Annotated in this window: 16 protein-coding genes; 7 read left to right on the forward strand and 9 right to left on the reverse strand. The window is 63.0% G+C overall.

All coding sequences use genetic code 11. From position 1 onward, the window contains the following. Positions 1 to 45: 45 nt before the first annotated feature. From CLU92_RS09805 to CLU92_RS09845, 9 genes are all read right to left on the reverse strand, one after another. On the reverse strand, positions 46 to 3,765 hold the full coding sequence (locus CLU92_RS09805; RefSeq protein ID WP_101481741.1) for a LamG domain-containing protein: 3,720 nt from the start codon (positions 3,763 to 3,765) through the stop codon (positions 46 to 48). A 23-nt stretch (positions 3,766 to 3,788) separates the two neighbouring features. Then, positions 3,789 to 4,238, reverse strand: a complete 450-nt coding sequence (locus CLU92_RS09810; protein WP_101481742.1) for an agglutinin biogenesis protein MshP — start codon at positions 4,236 to 4,238, stop codon at positions 3,789 to 3,791. Next, a complete protein-coding gene (locus CLU92_RS09815) occupies positions 4,235 to 5,137 on the reverse strand; it encodes a prepilin-type N-terminal cleavage/methylation domain-containing protein (RefSeq protein WP_101481743.1) in 903 nt (300 codons plus the stop codon). Before CLU92_RS09815 ends, CLU92_RS09810 begins: the two co-directional genes overlap by 4 nt. Next, on the reverse strand, positions 5,134 to 5,712 hold the full coding sequence (locus CLU92_RS09820) for a prepilin-type N-terminal cleavage/methylation domain-containing protein (RefSeq protein ID WP_101481744.1): 579 nt from the start codon (positions 5,710 to 5,712) through the stop codon (positions 5,134 to 5,136). Before CLU92_RS09820 ends, CLU92_RS09815 begins: the two co-directional genes overlap by 4 nt. Then, positions 5,699 to 6,277, reverse strand: coding sequence for a Tfp pilus assembly protein FimT/FimU (locus tag CLU92_RS09825; protein ID WP_101481745.1), 579 nt, complete (start codon positions 6,275 to 6,277; stop codon positions 5,699 to 5,701). Before CLU92_RS09825 ends, CLU92_RS09820 begins: the two co-directional genes overlap by 14 nt. Positions 6,278 to 6,396: 119 nt before the next feature. Beyond that, positions 6,397 to 6,879, reverse strand: coding sequence for a type II secretion system protein (locus CLU92_RS28430; protein ID WP_101481746.1), 483 nt, complete (start codon positions 6,877 to 6,879; stop codon positions 6,397 to 6,399). A gap of 58 nt (positions 6,880 to 6,937) precedes the next feature. After that, on the reverse strand, positions 6,938 to 7,489 hold the full coding sequence (locus CLU92_RS09835) for a type II secretion system protein (protein ID WP_101481747.1): 552 nt from the start codon (positions 7,487 to 7,489) through the stop codon (positions 6,938 to 6,940). Continuing rightward, complete coding sequence (locus tag CLU92_RS09840; RefSeq protein ID WP_101481748.1) at positions 7,486 to 8,718, reverse strand: type II secretion system F family protein; 1,233 nt, start codon at positions 8,716 to 8,718, stop codon at positions 7,486 to 7,488. The genes CLU92_RS09835 and CLU92_RS09840 overlap by 4 nt, the downstream gene beginning before the upstream one ends. A 1-nt stretch (position 8,719) precedes the next feature. Further along, the gene (locus CLU92_RS09845; protein WP_101481749.1) at positions 8,720 to 10,423 is read right to left on the reverse strand and encodes a GspE/PulE family protein; all 1,704 of its coding nucleotides are present in this window, start codon (positions 10,421 to 10,423) and stop codon (positions 8,720 to 8,722) included. Positions 10,424 to 10,631: 208 nt separating this feature from the next. On the opposite strand from CLU92_RS09845, the gene CLU92_RS09850 reads away from it, so the two are divergent. The 7 genes from CLU92_RS09850 to CLU92_RS09880 all read left to right on the forward strand — a co-directional run bounded on the left by CLU92_RS09850 (position 10,632) and on the right by CLU92_RS09880 (position 20,751). Further along, positions 10,632 to 11,360, forward strand: a complete 729-nt coding sequence (locus tag CLU92_RS09850) for an ABC transporter ATP-binding protein (protein ID WP_101484594.1) — start codon at positions 10,632 to 10,634, stop codon at positions 11,358 to 11,360. Further along, positions 11,357 to 12,772, forward strand: a complete 1,416-nt coding sequence (locus CLU92_RS09855) for an ExeA family protein (RefSeq protein WP_257561045.1) — start codon at positions 11,357 to 11,359, stop codon at positions 12,770 to 12,772. The genes CLU92_RS09850 and CLU92_RS09855 overlap by 4 nt, the downstream gene beginning before the upstream one ends. A gap of 107 nt (positions 12,773 to 12,879) precedes the next feature. Further along, the gene (locus tag CLU92_RS09860) at positions 12,880 to 14,841 is read left to right on the forward strand and encodes a secretin N-terminal domain-containing protein (protein WP_166674752.1); all 1,962 of its coding nucleotides are present in this window, start codon (positions 12,880 to 12,882) and stop codon (positions 14,839 to 14,841) included. Then, on the forward strand, positions 14,838 to 16,265 hold the full coding sequence (locus tag CLU92_RS09865; RefSeq protein WP_101481752.1) for a tetratricopeptide repeat protein: 1,428 nt from the start codon (positions 14,838 to 14,840) through the stop codon (positions 16,263 to 16,265). Before CLU92_RS09860 ends, CLU92_RS09865 begins: the two co-directional genes overlap by 4 nt. Positions 16,266 to 16,272: 7 nt before the next feature. Beyond that, positions 16,273 to 17,976, forward strand: coding sequence for a GspE/PulE family protein (locus CLU92_RS09870; RefSeq protein WP_101481753.1), 1,704 nt, complete (start codon positions 16,273 to 16,275; stop codon positions 17,974 to 17,976). Beyond that, on the forward strand, positions 17,976 to 19,181 hold the full coding sequence (locus CLU92_RS09875; RefSeq protein ID WP_101481754.1) for a type II secretion system F family protein: 1,206 nt from the start codon (positions 17,976 to 17,978) through the stop codon (positions 19,179 to 19,181). Before CLU92_RS09870 ends, CLU92_RS09875 begins: the two co-directional genes overlap by 1 nt. A gap of 7 nt (positions 19,182 to 19,188) precedes the next feature. Next, positions 19,189 to 20,751, forward strand: a complete 1,563-nt coding sequence (locus CLU92_RS09880; protein ID WP_101481755.1) for a hypothetical protein — start codon at positions 19,189 to 19,191, stop codon at positions 20,749 to 20,751. Positions 20,752 to 20,928: the final 177 nt, after the last annotated feature.

A 20,928-nucleotide genomic window follows, 5' to 3' on the forward strand; every position in this document is an offset into this window, starting at 1 on the left:
GAAAACATCACGAATGTCACGACGCGCCGAAAAATCGCATGCCCTTCAATACATTTCGCGCATGTACAGCATGAACTCGCTCTTGAACGTGCCGATGGTTTGGCGCGCCTGTCCCGGCAGGTACGGTATCAGCGACTGTAGCGTAAGCGTGCCTTTTTTCGTCACGGGTGCGGCGGGCTTTGCCATCAGCACGCTGCCGGCGCCCTGCTGCAGCAAACCACTGTCGAGCGGCAAGGTGGTCGCGGCAGGCAACTGCGCATCCGTCAGGTTGAGATAATCCTTCAAGATGAAATTCTTGCGCAGCAGGGCCGTGCAATTGTCCAGCGTGTTGGCGGCATATGCGCTGCCGTTCCAGTATTGCGCGACCAAGGGCACCAGCAGCGCGCGCTTTTCCGAGCCATACATACTGTTGATGCGCAAGCGGCCATGACGCAGGCGGGTATCGCCGATGGCAACGCTGGCGGCGGGCGCGACCGCCAAGCCATTCACACTGGAAATGAGCGCGCCGTCGCTGTCGCTGATACCCACCACCAGCGAAAAATCGTCGTACGGGCCATCCTGGCCGCTGGCCAGTCGGTCAAAGCTGTGCAGTACCGTGATGCCGGTCGTGCCGCTGGGAATCGCCTGCTGCAGACCAGGCGCGGCGAGCGTAATGCTACCCGCGCCGGCAGTGCCTGCCTGCACCGTGTAGATGGCGCCGTCGCCGCCAAACTTGATCAGTTCGCCCGCCGACAGGCCGCCGCTGCCTGCCACCACCACTTGCGTGCTGCCGGCGGCATAAGCAGCACCATCGGTCGTGTAGGAACGCCCGCTGCGCCCCTGGTTCCACGCAAAGGCGGGCAAGGCTGGCGCCAGGCGGCCGATGGACAGTGCCGCGCCGGCATTGCCCGCACCCACGCTGACGCTGGCGATTCCGGGATAGGCGCTGCCATAGCGGGCCAGAATCTGGTTGCTCTTGCTTAATGCCGTCGCACCCAGCACGACGCCCAGTTCGCGCTGACCCATGTAGGTGAAGTCGCCGCAGGCCGCCGTCAGTGCGCCCGTGAGCGCGTAGTGGTCAGGGAAAAAGCGGCCGAAGACGGGCGCCGGGGTTTGCGCCTGGTTGGCGATATTGCAGCCAAACTTGCCATTCACGGCCGTATTGCTGCTGCTGCCAATGACGCAATCGGCAGGCTGGTCGACGCTGGTGTAGGCATTGTCGAGCACGGCCTCGGGCAGCATGCGGAAGGTGCCGACATCGCCATAGGTCACGCCGCTGTTGCTGGCCAGGCCGCTGGCCAGCACGGCCTGCCCCAGCGGAAACGGGCTGGCATTGGATGTCGACGCGAGGCGGTTGGAGTAGTCGGTGACACTGAGGAAACCGGTGATTTTCTGGCCTGCCGCGGTATTGTCGACCAGCGGCGTGCCGTTATAGCCGGCGACAGCCGCTGCGCTCAAGGTAAACTGGGCGCCCGCCGCCAGGCTGGGCGTGCCGCTCAGGCCGCTGTTGCTCATGTTGGAACTGAGCGTGAACTGCTGTGGCCGCACCGCGAAATTGTCGGTTGAACATCCCACATTGGCCGTGCCGCACACGGCCGCGGTGCAAGTCACGCGCACACGCACATCGCGGTAAGCGCTGTACTTGGGCGCCACGGCGCTGATGGCGCTGGCCGGGATGATCACATTGGCACTCGAATAGCCGCCCGTGAATGCCACCAGGCCCAGCGGAATGACCGCCGTCTGGGTCAGCGGGCAGTTATTCGCCCCCAGCGCGACGCCGGTGGCGGTATTGACCAGCAAATCCACCGTGGCCGCGCCGGCGAAATTCGTTTCCAGGCTGGCATCGGTTTTCAGTTTCACCAGGTCGAGCTTGAAGGCCGTGTCGGCCAGCTTGGTATTGAGGCGCGCATAGCTGATACTGCTGGTGCTGGGCACGCAACGGGGCGAGGTCGCCTCGCAGGCGTTGAAGCGCGCCACCGCGCACGCCTTGATCACCAGCGACTGGTCTTCCTGCTCCGTGAACTGCCCATCCGTCACATTGACGCTGACGGTGGCTGCCGTGCCGCTGCTCAGGCCAAACACGGCCTGGTACTCGCCGTTGAACAGATAGGTCGCCACGCCGTCGTTCAGCGCGCCATTGGAAAGCACGCCATAGCCCGAGATCAGGGCCCAGTCGCCGATGCCGTTCGAGGTACTCAGCTGGATTTGCGTGGTGTTGTTGGGCATCACAATATTGTTGTGATTGACGTCATGCGCCGTGACCGTGAGCGTGCTTTGCTGGCAGGTCAGGCCGGTACCCGTATTCGTCACCGCGTAATGGTTCAGGCAGCCCGCCTGGCTCAGGTTCTGGTCGCGCTGCACCAGCGCCAGGCCGCCTTCATAGTTATAGGCACGCAATTCGTCGATCGCGCCATCGGTGGAATTGCCGCTGCCGTTCTGCCCCGTAAATGCGCTGCGGTTGTCGCCGACAAACAGGGACCCGATGCGCGGCGACACTACCGCCGCCGTGGTAAACGCCGACTCCTTTTGCAGCACGCCATCGACATAGATACGCAAGTGGTCGCTATTGGACGCCGCCAGCGCATTGAAGCTCCAGCTCACGGCGATATGCTTCCAGGTGCCGGCGGGCACGCTATTGGCAGCCGTTTCCACTATGCGCTGGTTGCCCAGGCTGTCCGTGACGACGAAGCGCAAGGCGCCCGTGCTGCGCCGCACGAGAAAAAACCATTCGTTGTTCAGCTGGGTGGCGTCGAGCAGTTGCGCATCGCGCGCGCCGCTGCCCGACCAGGCCGTGTTGGCCTTGTACCAGAACGTGATGGTGCCGGCACCGCCCATACTGCCGGGCACGGAAAGGCCGCTGTCGACCGCATCGATGGCGGAGGTGCTGGTGTTGAGGGGGAAACTGGCGGCACGGCAGACGCGACCGGCAGCTATCGTCTGCGCGCCACCCAGCACCGTGCCATCACGACCGTTGCCGCTGGTATCGCTGACTTGCGCCGGCGTATTGTTCCAGCTGGGCTGCTCCATGCGGTACTCGAGCACCGGACGGGGAATGTAGAACTTGATCGCCGAGTTCGTCACCGGAAACCCTGTTTGCGGTGTGTCGTAATCGTTGCTGTCCGCCTGCCAGCCTATCTGCCCCAGCTTGGCGGACGGCCCCGCCACGGCGGCGCCATACTGGTAAACGAATTCACCGTTTTCCTGCAAGATCAATTGCAGCGTGTAGGAGCCCGTGGGATTGGCGCCCGTGGTCCATTCCGGCACATTATTCCAGGTCACAACGAAGCTGCGGTATGGCGCCGTGCCGATGGTGGCGTAACTGACATAGCAGGTGGTGCGGCTGGCGCAGGCGGTATTGTAGGTGGGCAGTTCCAGTTTCGAGGTGGGATCGAGATCGTTGCCATAGATGCGCATGGTGTAATTCAAGCTGCTGTCCGGATACGGCAGCGTCTGGACCGGGCTGCCATAGCCGCAGGTGACATTGTTATTGAATTGCACCCGGCCATTCGTCATCACGCGCAAGGTGGTGAAGGCCACGCCCGAATACATGAAGCTGAAACCGATAGGCAAGGCATCACTGAGCGTATCGTCGAGAATGGGCGGCGAGGTACCGCAGCCGGCAGAGCCGTTAAATCGGTAGGGCGTGGTGTTATAGCCGAGCTTGGCATGATTGCTGGCTTCGATCCAGCTGTAGGCAAAACTGGTGTTGGCGTAGGTTGCCGCCTGGGCTGGCGCGCAAGCAAGCAGGGCCACGACGGCTATCCATAAGGCGATGATTGCCTGCATATTACTCCTTTAACGTGCCGTGTTTAAAACTCCGCCTGCACGACGCGCTGCACATAATCGGGATTGTTGGTGGCGTTGGCAGTGGCGCAAACGCTGCCCACCGGCTGGTTGCAGGCGGTCGCAATCACTTGAAAACGGGGCAGTGCTCCCGCCGCCTGCGTGCAGCGCACGGTGACGCTGAAACCGCTCAGCGTGCCATTCGCGGGCAAGGCAAAACTGTTACTTGGCTCGCAAATGCCATTGATGCGCTGCTGGTACACGCCCCACTCCATGCCGGCCCGTGCCGCCTGGTAGGCGCGCGCGCCCTGCACGTCCAGCGCCGACTCGGCGTGCTGCATGGTCGAGATGGAAACTAGCGCCACGCCCAAGGCGGACAGCACCACCAGCAGGAAGATGGCGGTGATGATGCTGAAGCCGCGCGCCGGGCGGCATGGGCGCCGTCCACGCGGCATGGGGTAAATGGCTATTCTCATGGCGAATTATTGACCTGTGCCTGTTGCACCAGCGTGATCTGGCCCGCGTTGCCGCCGGACGTGCCCAGGGTCAGGCTGACACTGACCAGGCCCCGCTGCAGGTTGGGTAGCGTAGCGAAAGAAAAACCGCAAGCGGCGACCTGCGTCGCCATCAGTGCTGCCGACGGCGCGCCGTTGAGCGGCAGGCCAACGGTACTCTCCGGCTGGGCCACCTGGATCGTATAGCCGGCATAGCGCGTCAGCGTGCCCGTGCCGTTCGCATTCGGCGCGCAATGATAAGTCACGGCCGTACTCACCACCTGGAAACGATAACTGAGCGAAGGCATGGATGGTGTTTGCTCGACAAAGGGGTTCTTGGCCAGCGTGACATTGGTGCCGCTGATGGATGCGACCTGGGCGCGGTTGCACTGCCCACTGCAGTCATAGGCATTCACGGGAGGCTGGTCACCCAGATTGTTGACGACGATAAAGTCGCCGGGCACGATGGCTTGCATGCCGGACGGCGCGGCGCCAACGATGGTAAAGACGTTCGCAGTGCTCATCGGCGTGAGGGGATCGAAGGCAAGCACATTGCCCGGCACTAAGTTAGGATTATCGTCTTCCGACAGATAGCGTCCACCCGCCTTGGTCAGCAGCAGCTCCAGATAACTGCCGCTGCTATTGCTCGTCACGCGCACGCTGTTGGGCAGCGCCAGGCGCACGTCGCGCGTGATGCGCCGCGATGCCGTATCGGCCGCGTCGGCCAGTTCGGCGCGGGCGGTCACATCCAGATAGCTTTGCACGGGGGCACGGATGAACACCGTCACCATGCCAGCGACGATGGCCGTGATGATGATGACCACGATCAGTTCGATCAAGGTAAAGCCACGCGCGCGGCGCAGAGGGAAATAAGTGTTCATGGAATACTGTTCGGCGCGTAGCGCGTGCGGTAGCCGTCCAGCACGATCTGCTGATTCGCACCGTATGACACAGTGACCGTGATGCGCAGCGCCGTGGGATCGGTGGCCGAGGGAGCGTGCTGCAAACCTTTGTCATTTACCAAAACAGGGCTGATGACCACATCGGCGACATAGCCCTTCGGAAAGTCATTGCCAGCCACATCGGTGGTGGTATACGTATATGGCGGGTTGATCAGATTGTAATCGCTTACCCTGTAATAGGGGCGTATCGAATTTGCAGGCCCTTCCGCCAGCGTGCAATCGGCCACGCTGGTGGCCGTTTCCGCCGCGGGATCGTCCGCCGGACAATATGTAAACCGCGCCCCTTCGATCTCATCGAGCATGGCTTCCGCGATGGCCAGCGCCTGCTTGCGCAATTGCGGATCGGCGCTGCTGGCCGTGGTGCGGGCGAAAATTTGCAGCAGGCCAACGACGGCGATGCTGACCACCACGATGAAGATGACCAGTTCGATCAAGGTCACGCCCCGCTGCCCCGGCCCGCGCGCCGCGATGATGGCGCCCCTAGTAATGGACATAGCCGGTTTCCCCTTCGACCACGATAGTGCGCGGGATGCCGCCGCCGCTGATGCCGATGCTGACGCGCGCGGGAAAGCTGGAGACAGGTTCGGTGTCAGTGGACTCGTAAGGACGGCCCAGGGCATTGAAGTAAAAGGTTACCGCTTCCTGCGGCACGCTGTAGCTGATCTTGTCGGGCGCACCCTCGCACAGCCACGCAGTAGCATTCGCACAGGCGGCCAGGGTGGCCTTGCGGCCGCTGTTGCCGCCGGCTGGCGGCAAGACGCGATTGGCCGCCTCGCAGGCGGCGCTAAAGCACAGGGCAATGCGACTGCCGTTAAGCAGCACGAAGACGGGCCGGTTTTGCGCGATCGCCAATTTTTGCGCATAGCGCAGCATGCTCACGTTTTGATCGGCAAAACTGCGCGCATCAAAACTGTCTTGCTGGAAGAAGCGCGGCATGGCGACGGCGGCCAGGATGCCACCCACCACCAGCACGGCGATCAGCTCGACCAGGGTGAATCCGCGCTGCTGGCGTCCACGGCTGGCCGGTCCGGCAAACATCAAACCTGCTGGAGACAGCATTGTGTACACCTGTGGCAATGAGCGGCATGACGGCTGAAACATGCCGGGAAGAATAAAAACGCCTGGCGAGCCAGGCGGATTGCATGCAACGCGGATTGTCGCCGCATGCGGGGCTCACGTCATTGACAATTGGCAAGGGTAGGCGGGACGCTCACCGCCGCCGCCGCAGTCGCCGTGGCGACTGTATAGGTAAACGCGCAGGTAAGATGGTTCGCATCGGCGGCAATCGATACCGGTGCCGTACCCGTGACACTGTAGTCATTCAAGTCACCGGCCGCGATTACGATGCCTGCCGCATCGGGATAACCGTTCACCATGGCGATGGTTTTGCCATCCATCGTGACAGGAGGAATCGTACCGGTGGCAGTATTATTGACCAGCCATTGCGCATGGGCCAGGGAAGCAGCAGCCTGCACCGATGCGCGAGCACCGTTGACTTTCGCCAGACGGGCATCGGCAGACAAATTGATAAAACGGGGAATCGCGGTGGCCGCCAGGATGCCCAGGATGACGATGACGACGACTAACTCGATCAGCGTAAAGCCCGCTTGGGCACCTTGTTGAAAACGACGAATCGACTGCTTACTATTGCTGATCTTCATGCTGATCTCCAAAAAATCAAAAAAACCACTGGCAAAATTTACCCGCAGAATACAAAAACTATTTCAGCCCGCCCGCCTCGCCCATCTGCATCAATGCCAACTGCGGCGTATCCACCGGGCTTGAGGGCTTGGCCGAAGCAAGGGGCGCTTGCTGCAAGCTTACCTTGAATTGAAGCAACTCGGAACGGTATCCGCCAAAAATGTTGCCTCGATTTAATATATATATTAATTCTGCATTACTTTGATCAAAAAACCAATGACTTTGGGGAAGTTTTTCTATCGCCGGCGCCGTATATGTACCCAAATAATTGGCCGGCTTTTCAAGCAACCAATCGACGGGATTTTGCCCCGCCAGCGCCGGCAACTGGTTTTGCTGGCCAGCCACATATAGTTGCAGCACTTTCATGCGCAGGCCCGCGCGCAAAGCCGCGACCGTTTGCTGTACCGCGACCCGCTCCGCTTCCTGCTGCACCACTGTTATCCGGATCAGCAGCACGCCCGCCAGCACAGCGATGAGGGACGCCACGACGGCCAGCTCAAACAAGGTAAATCCCCGCTGCCTTGCCGAGCCAGCCACAACGTTGTTTTTTGGCGAATGGCACTTTGTCATTTATGCAGGGCGACCTTGCCCAGGTCCCACACTGGCAAGAAGATGCCCAGCGCCAGCACCAATACCATGACACCAAGAAAGGCGATCAGGATGGGTTCGATTTGCGCGGACAGGGTCTTCAATTCGTAGTCCACTTCCCGCTCGTACATCTGGGCGATTTCATTCATCAGCTCGTCCAGCGAGCCGGACTCTTCGCCGACGGCGATCATTTGCAGCACCACCGGCGTGAAAACGCCCGCCGCCACGGAGGTGCGCAGGATGCTGTCGCCGCGCTCGACGCCGTCGCGCATCTGTTCGACCCGGGCGCACAGGTAGGCGTTATCTACCGTTTGCGACACCACCGTCAACGCCTGCACGATGGGCACGCCGCTGGTGCTGGACAGGGCGAAACTGCGCGCGAAGCGCGCCATCGTGCCTTTCAGGATAATCTTCCCGGCGATGGGGAAGCGCAACTTGTAGCGGTCCCACGTGTAGCGGCCAGGCACGGTGCGCAACCAGGCACGAAAAGCGGCTATTGCGGCTATCGTCACTACCAGCAGCACCGGCCAGTACGCCACCATGAAGCCCGACGTGCCAATCAGGATGCGCGTCATCAAAGGCAGTTCGGCATTGAAGCTGGCGAACACTTTCACGAACTGGGGAATCACGAACATGTTGACGATCACCATGGCGACGACCATGGCCACGATCACGAAACTGGGGTAGCGCGTGGCCGTCTTCACGCGCGCGCGCATGTCGCGGTCGAATTCCAGGTGGTCGAACAGGCGCAGGAACACTTCATCGAGCCGCCCCGTCATTTCGCCCACGCGCACCATCGACAGGTAAAACTGCGAAAACACGGTGGGGTGGCGCGCCATGGCAGCCGACAGTTCGCGGCCTGCGTCAAGCGACTCGCGCACATCCTTGATGACGCGGCCAAATGCGGGGCTGATGGCGGATTCCTGCAGGCCGGCCAGGCCGCGCATGATGGGCACGCCCGCCTTGAGCAGGGTGTACAGTTGGCGGCTGAACAATTGCACGTCCATCGAGCTGACTTTTTTCTCCGTCAGCCTTTGCCACCAGCCGATATCGGCGCCGGTAGTGGCGGCTTTTTTAGTCGCCAGGATTTCCACCGGCGTCGCGCCGGTGGAAAACAACTGATCGGCCACGGCGCCGCTGTCGGCGCCTTCCATCACGCCGGTCAGCAGTTCGCCGCTGGCATTGCGCGCCTTGTAAGCAAAAAATGGCACCTCAATCCTCGCTCTGGTTGCTGATGCGCATTGCTTCCATCACCGTCGTGCGACCTTGCACCACCAGCTGCACGGCGTGGCGGCGCAGGGTTTCGCCCGCCATCTGCTCCATCGCCACCCTCATGAAGTGGGAAGGATCGGCATGGTTGGCGGCGTCGGCCACGGCGCGCGTAATTTCCAGCAATTCGTACACGCCCGTGCGGCCCCGGTAACCCATGCCGTTGCAATGCGAGCAGCCCTTGCCATGGAAATACTGGTTGCGTTCGACCAGCTCGCCCAGTTCCAGGCGCAGCCATTCGTATTCGTTGGGCGTGGGCTGGTACGGCGTGCTGCAGCTTTCGCAGATCACGCGCACCAGGCGCTGCGCCAGCACGGCTTGCAGCGAGCTGCCCACCATGTAGCGGGGCACGCCCATGTCCATCAGGCGCAGCGGTGTGCTGATGGCGTCATTCGTATGCAGGGTCGACAGCACCAAATGGCCCGTCATGGCGGCGCGCAGGCCGATTTGCGCCGTTTCCTGGTCGCGCATCTCGCCCACCAGCACGATATCGGGATCCTGCCGCAGGGCCGAGCGCAGCACGCGGGCAAAACTGAGCTCGATCTTGTCGTTCACTTGCACCTGGTTAATACCGGGCAAACGGTACTCGACGGGGTCTTCCACCGTGATGAGCTTTTTTTCCACAGAATTGAGCTCGGACAAGGCGCAATACAAGGTCGTCGTCTTGCCGCTGCCGGTCGGCCCCGTCACCAGCACCAGGCCATTCGGGCGGTTCACGATGGCGCGGAACTGTTGCACCAGCTTGGGCGGCATGCCGATGGCGTCCAGGCGCAAGGTCGTGCCGCCCTGGTTCAACAGCCGCATCACCACCGATTCGCCATATTGCGTCGGCATGGTGGAGATACGCACGTCGATGCGCTGATTTTTTACGCGGATGGCGAAGCGGCCATCCTGCGGCAGGCGCTTCTCGGAAATATCGAGGTCCGACATCAGTTTCAGGCGCAGCGCCAGCGAACTGGCGATCTTGCTGTCCGCTTCCGTCTGCAGGTGCAGCACGCCGTCGATGCGGAAACGGATCTGCAGCCGGCCTTCCTGCGGTTCAATGTGGATGTCCGAGGCGCGCACTTGCGTGGCGTCCTCGAACACCGATTGCAGCAACTTGACGATGGGCGCCTCTTCCAGGCCCGGATTGGCGGCCAGGGCGCCAAAGTCGACGGACACGTCGCCCAGGTCCTGCTCCAGCTCGCGCGTCAGGGTGGAGATATCTTCCGTCCGACGGTAGATGCGGTCGATGGCGGCCAGCACTTCCGTTTCATTGACCACGGCCAGCTCGATTTGGCGCTTGACCAGGCGCGCAATCTCATCGTACGCGAACAGGTCGGTGGGATCGGACATGCCAACCAGCAAGCCCTCGCGCCGGTCTTCCAGCACCAGCGCGCGAAAACGGCGCGCCTGGGTTTCCGGCAGCAGGCGCACCAGCTCGGAATTGATGTTGTAGAACTTCAGGTTGATGTAGGGAATGTCCAGCTGGCGCGCCAGCGCGCCCGAAATCTGCTCTTCCGTGACAAAGCCGTGTTCAACAAAAACGCGGCCCAGCTTGCGCCCCGAGCGCTTCTGTTCCGTCAAGGCCTGGCCCAACTGTTCTTCCGTCAGCAATTGCTGCTGCACTAAAATTTCACCGAGCCGGACTTTCTCTGGCCTTGCCATGCTTGCTCCTCGACAGATTCATCAGACGATGCACGCCAGCGGCGCGTGGGGGTATTTTATTCCAGAACCTGTTGTTTCTTAAAGAAAATACATTCCGTCACTTGATTTTCGTGCATTTCAACACTCTGCAAGGAAACACTTGCCGTGCACCTGCGCCCGTGCCAATAATGGTGACCGTACGCCGTCTTGCCTGCTGACCATTGCCCCTATGACCACCTGTTCCATCGAGTTTCACAACGTGCATCTGCAGTTGGCGGGCATCGCCGTGCTGCGCGGCGTCGACCTGCAGGTACGCGCGGGCGAACTGTTCGGCCTGGTCGGCGTGAATGGCGCGGGCAAGACCAGCCTGCTCAAATGCCTGCTGGACTTTTGCACGCCCGAGCGGGGCAACATCGCCATTTTCGGCCAGCCGCACCGGCACGGCACGGCGCGCCAGCCCCTGTCCTTTCTGCCGGAACGTTTCCAGGCGCCCTACTACCTGACGGGTGGCGACTTCCTGCGCTATTTGTCGCGCCTGCACAATGTGCGCCCCGATGCGGAAGCGCTGCAGCAAGCGCTGGGCGCGCTGGACCTGGCGCCCGATGCCTTGCTGCGCCCCGCGCGCGACTACTCGAAAGGCATGATGCAAAAACTGGGGCTGGCCGCCTGCTTGCTGTCGGGCAAGCCGCAATTGCTACTGGACGAACCGATGAGCGGACTCGACCCGAAGGCGCGCGCCCAGTTCAAGCAAGTGCTGCGGCAAGCGCGCGCCCAAGGCCGCGGCGCCCTGTTCACCTCGCATGCACTGGCCGACGTGGAAGAACTGTGCGACCGCATGGCCATCCTGCATGCGGGCCGCATCGTGTTTACGGGCACGCCCGCCGAATGCCGCGCACGCCACGGTGGCACGGCGGACGCCAGCCTGGAACAGGCGTTCCTCAATTGCATCGCAGCATGAACGCCGACACGCACGCCCCTCTTCCTGCGCCGCCCGGGCGGCCTTACGCACCGTCCCCGCACGGCATGTATCTGCGCCATTTCGACTTGCGCACCGCGCCCTTCGGCATCACGCCGGACCCGGCCTTCTTCTACCCCGGCAATACACGTGGCGAACTGCTCGCGGCGCTGCTATATGCCGTCACGCAAGGCGAAGGCATCATCAAGCTGACGGGCGAAGTGGGCAGCGGCAAGACCATGCTGTGCCGCATGCTGGCCGAACGCCTGCCGCCCCACGTCGATGTGGTCTACCTGCTCAATCCCCGCCTGGAACCGGACGAAGTCTTGCACGCCATCGCCGCCGAACTGGGCCTGGCGCTGGATGGCTGCCGCGCCGATGCCGTGCTGCGCGCCCTGCATAGCGAGCTGATCGCCAGGCATGCGGCCGGGCGCCAGGTGGTGCTGCTGGCAGAAGAAGCCCAAGCCATGCCGGGCGCCACCCTGGAAGCGCTGCGCCTGCTGACGAACCTGGAGACGGCCAGCCACAAGCTGCTGCAAATCGTCCTGTTTGGCCAGCCGGAATTGCAGCACACCCTGGACTTGCCCCAGTTCCGCCAGTTAAAAGAGCGCATCACCCACAGCTTCATCGTACCTTGCCTGCCGCAGGCCTTGCTGAACGACTATCTGACGTGCCGCCTGGCCGCCGCCGGCCGCACGGCGCCGCTCGTTTTCACGCCGGCCGCCCTGCGCCAGCTGGCGCGCTCCTCGCAGGGCATCGTGCGCAGGGTCAATGTCCTGGCCGACAAGGCCTTGCTGGCCGCGTATGCAGACGATGCTCAACAAGTGAGCGCGCGCCATGTGCGCCTGGCCATCGCCGACACTCCCTTTTATCGCGCACCCTGGCATGCGGGCAAGCTGCTGGCGGGCGCCTTGTGCGCGCTGATGCTGCTGCTGGCCGCTGCGCTGCTGTGGCAATGGCTGAGGCCGGGCCAGACAACGGGCATGGCGGCGCCAGCCACGCTGCAGGCAGCGGTCCAGCACCCCCGCTTGCCAGCGCCGTCAACGCTGCTCAACAGCAAGCTGGCCGAATCGCGCGGCTGGCTGGAACAGCAGGGGCCGCAGCAGCTGGTACTGCAGATTGCCAGCCTGCCTGCCAGCGAGACGGCCGCAGCAGAAACCTTTTTGCAGCAGGCGCAGCAAGCCATCGGCTTGCATGACGTCCACGTCTTTCGCCTGCCTGGCACAGCGCCCGCCAGCGCGACCGCGCGCCTGGCGATCGTCTATGGCAGCTTTGCCGACCGGGCCAGCGCCGAAGCCGTCTGGGCCAGGATAGCCCCCGCATCGCCGCAGAAAATATTGCTTAGAAGCATAGGTAGTATCCGCACGGAAATTAATGCCGCGATCCCGGCACAAGCAGGGCGTGGCGCACCCTAACTTTATTTCTCCATATTGCGTCCCGGGCCTGCACAGCCGATTGCTTTTAGGCGATCATGCTGGTTAAAATTACAAAAGCACAACACGACTCAAAGGGCGAACTTTTCATGAATCAACACCCTATTCCTGTGCTGGCCTCTTGGGTCACCCTCGCATGCAGCGCCATGCTGGCCGGTTGTGCCGCACATCAACCGCAGCTATCGCCTGGCCACATCAATGCCGCGCCCCCACCTGCTGGCGCCATTCCCGAACCGGTGCAGCAAAGCAGCGCGCTGGCCGCGCCCCTGCCCGCGCCCAAGGTGGAAACCTACAGCGTCACCGTGCACAAGGTGCCCGTGCAATCGCTGCTGTTTGCGCTGGCGCGCGATGCTGGCATGAACGTCGACATCCACCCGCAGATCGAGGGCAGCGTCACCCTGAATGCGCTGAACCAGACCCTGCCGCAACTGCTGTCGCGCATCGGCAAGCAAATCGACATGCGCTATGAAATCGATGGCAAGAACCTGACGGTGCTGCCCGACGCGCCCGTGTGGCGCAATTACAAAGTCGATTACGTCAACATGGCGCGCAGCACCAACAGCAGCGTGAATATCGCCACGCAAATCTCCACGGCGGGCGGCGGGTCGAACAACGCCAGCAATCCAGTGGGCAGTACGCAAGGCGGCAATGGCAACAACAATTCGACCACCCTGGTGGTGAATCGTTCGGAAAATAATTTCTGGTACAGCCTGGAAAAAAATATCCGCGACCTGCTGCGCGAGACCACGCTCAACGATGTGCAGGTGGACCCGCTGGCGCAGCTGAACCAGCAATTGACGAGCGTGCCCGGTCAGCAGGCGCAACAAGGACAGCCAGGCCAGCAGCAGAACCAGGCCGGCAATTTCCCCGCGCCGGGGCAGGCGGGCCAGTACGGCGCCCAGCCGCCGATGCAGAATACGGTGCCGAATGGCGGACAATATGCGCCGGGCCAGCAGGTGCCCGGCCAGAACGCGAACCCTGGCCAAGCGCTGGACGCGAACGGCATGCCGCTGCTGAAACTGGCCAACAAGGGCGGTCCCTCGTCCGTGGTCGTCAACGTCGAGGGCGGGCTGATCGCGGTGCGGGCCACGGGGCGCCAGCATGAAAAGATCGCTGAATTCCTCGATGCGGTCTTGCACAGCGCCAAGCGGCAAGTGCTGATCGAGGCGACCATCATCGAAGTGCGCCTGAGTAATGAATACCAGCAAGGCATCAACTGGGCGCGCCTGACGGGCAGCCTGCAGCTGAGGCAGGGGCAAGTGGGCACGTCGGTACTGTCCAGTGGCGTCACGCCCAATGTCACGCCGGGCATCTTCCTTCTCAATTATGTGAAAGACAGTTTTGCCACCACCATCCAGCTGCTCGAATCGTTTGGCAAGGTGAAAGTGCTGTCCAGCCCGAAGATCAGCGTGCTCAACAATCAGACGGCCATGCTGAAGGTGGTGGACAACAATGTCTTCTTTACCATCAAGGTGACGCCCGCCGTGATCAGCTCGACGGGCACCATCACCACGCCGGCCACCTATGAATCGAAGCTCGAGACGGTGCCCGTGGGCTTCGTCATGAGCGTCACGCCGCAGATTTCCGACAGCGATGAAGTTACCCTGAACGTACGCCCCACCATCACGCGCATCGTTGGCTACGTGCAAGACCCGAATCCGGCCCTGGCCACGGCGAATGTGCAAAGCCGCGTGCCCGTGATCCAGGCGCGCGAGCTGGAATCGATCATGAAAGTGAGCAATGGCCAGATCGCCGTGATGGGCGGCCTGATGCAGGATTCCGTCGACAATGCCAAGGATGGCGTACCGGGCCTGTCCAGCCTGCCTTTGGTGGGCAATTTATTTACTTATCGCAATGAGGCGAGCAGCAAGACGGAGCTGGTGATTTTCATGCGCCCCGTGGTGGTCAAGGATGCCAGCATCGACGGCGATTACCGCGACTACCGCTACCTGCTACCCGGCCAGGCGCCGCTCAACAGCCAGCCGTACACGGATGGCCCGCCAGCGCCCGCCGTCCAGCCGCAGGCACGCCTGCAGGGAGACTTCCCATGAGCTTGCTGATGCAGGCGCTCAAGAAGGCCGAGCGCGCCAAACAGAACAGCCTTTCCGACGAGGAGCTGGAAAAGCCGTCCGAAGCCTACGACCAGGTGCTGGAACTGGCGCCGGCCGACGCCGTGCAGCCCCTTGCCATGCCTGCCGCGCCGCCCGTGCAGGCGGCCAGCACCCTGAGCCTGGAACCGATGCCGGACGCCCCCGCGCCGCCGCCCGAGCCCAGTGCTGCCCAGCCGGGTTCACCGCCAGACCCGCAACCGGGTGCGCAGCAGTCCCCTCGCCCCGAAGCGCCGCCCGCCCGGCCACGCGCCAGCCGCAGCAATACGCCGCCAAAAGGCCCCACGGGGCCCATCAGCGTGGACCCGGCCACCATGCGCCTGGCCGTCCTGCTGGCGATTCTGCTGCTTGTGGCCGGTTCCATGGCGTACTGGTACTGGCGCGCCAGCACCAACCCAGGCGCGGGCGCCAACCTGCCCGGCGTGCCCATGCCGCTTACGGACGCCCCGGGCACGGCCGGTGTTGCCGGCCCTATCGTGGTGGTGCCGGGCGCAGGCACGCCAGGCGCGGCTACAGCCCCTGCGCCACAACAGCAAGCATTGCCGCCTGAATTACAGCAGGCGCCGCGCCAGCAAGCCGACGCGGCGGAACAGCAAGCCATGATACAGGCAGCGGCCGAGGCTGCCGTGGCCGCGCAACTGGCGCGCATGCCGCCGCCAGCACCGCCCAGCCTGCCGCCCGTGGCCGCGCCCGACAACAGCCAGATTCAGGTGCAACGCAGCGTCGCCGCGCCGCAAATCAACCCCGGCGTGCAGCAAGCCTATCAAGCCTTCAATGGCGGCCAACTGGGTCTTGCTCGTCAACAATACGAAACGGTGCTGCGGCAAGATGCCAACAACCGCGATGCGCTGCTGGGGCTGGCGGCCCTGGCCCTGCGCGAGAACCAGGGCGCGCAAGCGGCGTCGCTATACGTGCGTTTGCTGGAAATCAATCCCGACGATGGCGAGGCGCTAGCCGGCCTGATCGGGCTGCGCCAGGGCGACGTCGTGCAGAGCGAAGCAAAGCTGAAAGCCATACTGGCGCGTACCCCCGACAGCGCCCCCGTGCTGTTTGCACTGGGTAATGTGTACGCCAAGCAGCGCCGCTGGAACGAGGCGCAGCAGCAATTTTTCCGCGCCTATGGCGCCGCGCCAGGCAATCCCGACTATGCCTTCAACCTGGCCGTGGGCCTGGACCGGTTGAACCAGCCCCGGCTGGCCGCCACGTATTACCAGCGCGCATTGACCCTGGCGCAAGCCACGCCCGCCGCGTTCGACCGTGCCGTGGTACAGGCGCGCCTGCGCGACCTGGCAGCCCCCGCGCCGGCAGCAGCAGTGACAGTCCCGGCCCCGGCCGAGTCGGCCACTATTACCCCCCGTCAGGAATAAGTATTACATGGCAGAACAAGCAAAACTTCCGCTCGGCAAGTTGCTGATACAGAAAGGTGTGATCAGCGAAGACCAGCTGCGCATCGCCCTCATCGAGCAGCGGCGCAGCAGCGAACCGCTGGGCAAGCTGCTCATCACTTTGGGCTTCGTCACGGAAGCGACCGTGCGCGAGGCGCTCAGCGAAAACCTGAAACAGGTCAGCGCGGACCTCGCCAGCCTGGTGGTCGACGCCATCGCCCTGAAACTGATTCCGAAAGACGTGGCCAAGCGCTACCGTGTGTTTCCCATCGTCTACGAGCGGCAGGCGGACAATCTGATCCTGGCCATGGCCGATACCAGCAACATCGTTGCGCTCGATCAAATCAGCGCCATGCTGGTCAAGGGCATCACGATTTCCACCGTGCTCGTCAACGAATCCGATATTTCGCGCGCCATCGACCAGTACTATGGCTTCGAGCTGTCGATCGACGGCATCCTGCACGAAATCGAAACGGGCGAAGTCAGCTATCAAAGCATGGCTTCGCCGTCGGACGAGTACAGCCAGCCCATGGTGCGCCTGATCGACGCGCTGCTGGCCGACGCCGTGCAAAACGGCGCCTCGGACATCCATTTTGAGCCGGAACAGTCGTTCCTGCGCATCCGCTACCGCATCGACGGCATCCTGCGGCAAATCCGCAGCCTGCATAAATCGTACTGGCCGGCCATGGCCGTGCGCCTGAAGGTGATGTCGAACATGAATATCGCCGAGGCGCGCGCACCGCAGGATGGGCGCATCAGCATCAAGTTTTCCGGGCGGCAAATCGACTTCCGCGCCTCGGCCCAGCCCACCACGCACGGCGAAAACGTCGTGCTGCGCGTGCTGGACCGGCAAAAAGGCCTCGTGCCGCTGGACGCCCTGGGCCTGGCCGAGTCGGAACTGAACTTGCTGAAACTGATGATAGCGCGCCCTGACGGCGTGATCCTGGTGACAGGCCCGACGGGCAGCGGCAAGACCACCACCCTGTATTCGATACTCAACCATATCAATACGGAAAGCGTCAACATCATGACGCTGGAAGACCCGGTCGAGTATCCCATGAACATGATACGCCAGACCTCCGTCAACGAATCGGTCAAGCTGGGCTTTGCCGACGGCATCCGCTCGATGATGCGGCAGGACCCGGACATCATCCTGGTGGGCGAGATCCGCGACCGCGAAACGGCGGAAATGGCCTTTGCCGCCGCCATGACGGGCCACCAGGTGTATTCCACCCTGCATACGAGCTCGGCCATCGGTTCCGTGGCGCGCCTGCTCGACATCGGCATCCTGCCCGACATCATGGCTGGCAATATCATCGGCATCGTGGCGCAGCGCCTGGTGCGCCGCTTGTGTCCGCATTGCAAGGAAACCGTGATCGCCGACGACGTCGAGCGCCGCCTGCTGGGCCTGGCGGCAAGTGATGCGCCCGTGTCCATCTGCCGCGCCGTGGGCTGCGAACGCTGCGCACACCAGGGCTACAAGGGCCGCCTGGCCATCATGGAAATCCTCAAGATGACAGCCGAACTCGATGAATTGACGGCGCGCCGCGCCAGTAGCCGAGAATTGAAGAACGCGGCGCGCGCGGCCGGTTTCAAGGGTATCGTCGACGACGGTATGCGCCGCGTGATGGAAGGCGTGACCACCCTGGAAGAAGTGGGCCGCGTGGTCGATCTGACGGAAAGGCTGGCCTGATGCCGCAATATGTCTACCGCGCCATGGATGCCGCCGGCGGCTTGATTCCCGGCAGCATGGAGGCGGCCAACGTGCCGGACCTGGAAGCGCGCCTGCACCGCATGCAGCTCGACTTGATCGACTGCAAGATCACGGGCCAGTATCTGGTACTGCTGGGCAAGCGGATCATCCACCGCCGCGACCTCATCAATTTCTGCTTCCACATGGAACAATTGACGGGGGCGGGCGTGCCCATCCTGGAAGGCTTGAACGACTTGCGCGAAAGCACGGACCACCCGCGCCTGCGCGAAGTCGTCACGGACTTGATTGAAAGCATCGAGGGCGGTTTGCCTCTGTCGGGGGCGCTGGCCCAGCATGGCGACATTTTCGACGCCACGTTTACCAGCCTGATACTTGCGGGAGAACAAAGCGGCAGGATCGCCGACGTGTTCAAGAACCTGTCGGAAAGTCTGAAATGGCAGGACGAGCTGGCGTCGCAGACGCGCAAGATCATCATGTACCCCATCATCGTGGCCGTGGTAGTGGCTGCCGTGACGTTTTTCCTGATGATTTATCTGGTGCCCCAGCTGACCGCCTTCATTCGCAACATGGGCGGCGAGCTGCCGCTGCATACGCGCGTCCTCATTTTTATATCGAATGTCTTCATCGCTTACTGGTATCTGCTGCTGGCCTTGCCCGTGCTGCTGTTTTTCGGCCTGCGCGCACTCGTGCGCCGCAGCAGCGCGGCGCGCTACGCCTGGGATGGTCTGAAACTGCGGCTGTGGCTGGTCGGTCCCGTGCTGCACAAGATCATCCTGGCCCGCTTCGCCACTTTTTTTGCCTTGATGTATGCCTCCGGCATCACGATACTGGAATGCATCCGCCTGTCCGAAGGCATTGCCGGCAACCAGGTGGTGGCGGCCGGCCTTCGCCGCGCCGCGCAGCTGATCAGCGAGGGCTACGGCGTCACCGCCGCCTTCCAGCACACGGGCATCTTCCCACCGCTGGTGGTGCGCATGCTGAAGGTGGGCGAAGCGACAGGCTCACTGGACACGGCCTTGCGCAATGTCAGCTATTTCTACAATCGCGAAGTGAAGGAATTGATCGAAAAAGTGCAGGCCATGATCGAGCCAACCATGACGGTCATTCTGGGCCTGCTGCTGGGCTGGATCATGCTGTCGGTGCTGGGGCCGATTTACGACACCATCAGCACACTCAAGACCTGAGGCCGCCGTGTTCCGCAAACTATTACTCTACATTACCAGCGACGCCCTGTGCGCCTACGACTGGGACCACGGCGTGCTGGGCCAGGGCCAGACCTTCCCTGCCAGTACGGCCGGGGTGGACGGATTCGCCGCATGGCTGGAAGAACCGCAGGGACAGCGGCTCGATGTGCCCGCCTACCTGCTGACGGACCTGATCGAGGAAGATTTCCAGCGCCAGCTGCTGCCCCACGTGCGCGGCAAGGCGGGCCGGGCGCTGCTGGAGCGGCGCAAGCAGCAATTGCACCGCGATACACCCTACCGTGGCAGCACCTTGCTGGGCCGCGAAGACTCTGGCCGCCACGACGACCAGGTACTGTTCTTTGCGCTGACCAATCCCGCCTTGCTGCAGCCGTGGACAGAGACGCTCGAGCACTTGCGCGTGCCCGTGGCCGGCATTTATTCGACCAGCCTGCTCAGTATTGCGCTGGTAAAAAAGCTGTCGATCGCGCACGAACACCTGCTGCTGGTCACGCAGCAATCGGGCGGCTTGCGGCAAAGCTATTACGAAAAAGGCCAGCTGCGCTTTTCGCGCCAGACACTGGCCATCGCGCTCGATGGCGTGGCCGTGAATATTGCGCTGGAAACGGAGAAGACGCGGCAATTTCTCACCAGCACGCGCATGCTGGCGCGCGGCGACGTCTTGAACACCGTCATCCTCGCGCCGGCCGTGCAAATCGCCAAGCTCGAACTGCTGTGTGACAACGGCCTGGAAGTGGCTTACCACTTCATCGACCTGCAGCTGGCCGGCAAACGGGTAGGCTTGCGCCGGACGCCGGCGCTGGCCGACGAATTGCTGCTGACCTTGCTGGGCAAGCATCCGCCGTCCAGCCATTATCCGCCCGGCGCACTGGCCCGCTATTATCACTTCCAGCGCGCGCGCAACACGCTGTATGGCCTCAGCGCGCTGATCGGTGGATCGGCAGCCCTGTGGTGTGCAATTAACTTGCTCGGCGGCATTGCCGACGGTGCCGCCACGGAGCGCCTGGCGCAGGAAACGGCGTCCTACCAGCAGCGCTACCGCATAGTCATGTCGACACAGCCGCCGGCGCCGGCCAAGACGCAGAACATGAAAGTGGCCGTGACCCTGGGCCAGATGATCGCCAGCCAGGCGCCGGAACCGGGCCGGCTGCTGGGCATCCTGGGCGCCGCGCTGGACCAGGCGCCGCAGGTAGCGCTCAGCCAGTTGCACTGGCATGCGGGCCAGGCCCCCGCGCGCGCAGCCGGCAGCCAGCCAGCGCAGCAGCGAGGCGCCAGCTTGCAGGGCGGCAGCGCCCTGGCCGGCATTCCTGTCGCGCCGCCGCAGGCGCTGCGCATGGAAGCGGACGTGGCCATGCCGAACAATGACTACCGCGCCGCGCTGGCCACCATCACGGCCTTCGCGCAAACCCTGGCGCGCCAGCCGGGCATGCAGGTGACAATCGAGGAAACGCCGCTGGACTTGCGCCCCACCGTGGCCCTGTCCGGCAAGAGCGCCGCTTCGTCGCCGGACAGCCAGGCCCGCTTTACCCTCTTGCTCGCGTGGCAGCCATGAGCGGCCCCGTCAAGCAGCCGCCCCTTCCCGGCATGCAACGTGCCGGCAGACCCGCGCGCGCCCTGCCCGCCTGGCTTGGCGAACTGCATCTGGTGCGTAACGCCCTGCTGTGCTTTGCGCTGACCCTGCTGGCCAGCATGGTGCTGCTCAGCCTGAGCGCCACCTACCGCGCGCGCG

This window comes from Janthinobacterium sp. 61, from assembly GCF_002846335.1.
Taxonomy (GTDB): domain Bacteria; phylum Pseudomonadota; class Gammaproteobacteria; order Burkholderiales; family Burkholderiaceae_D; genus Janthinobacterium.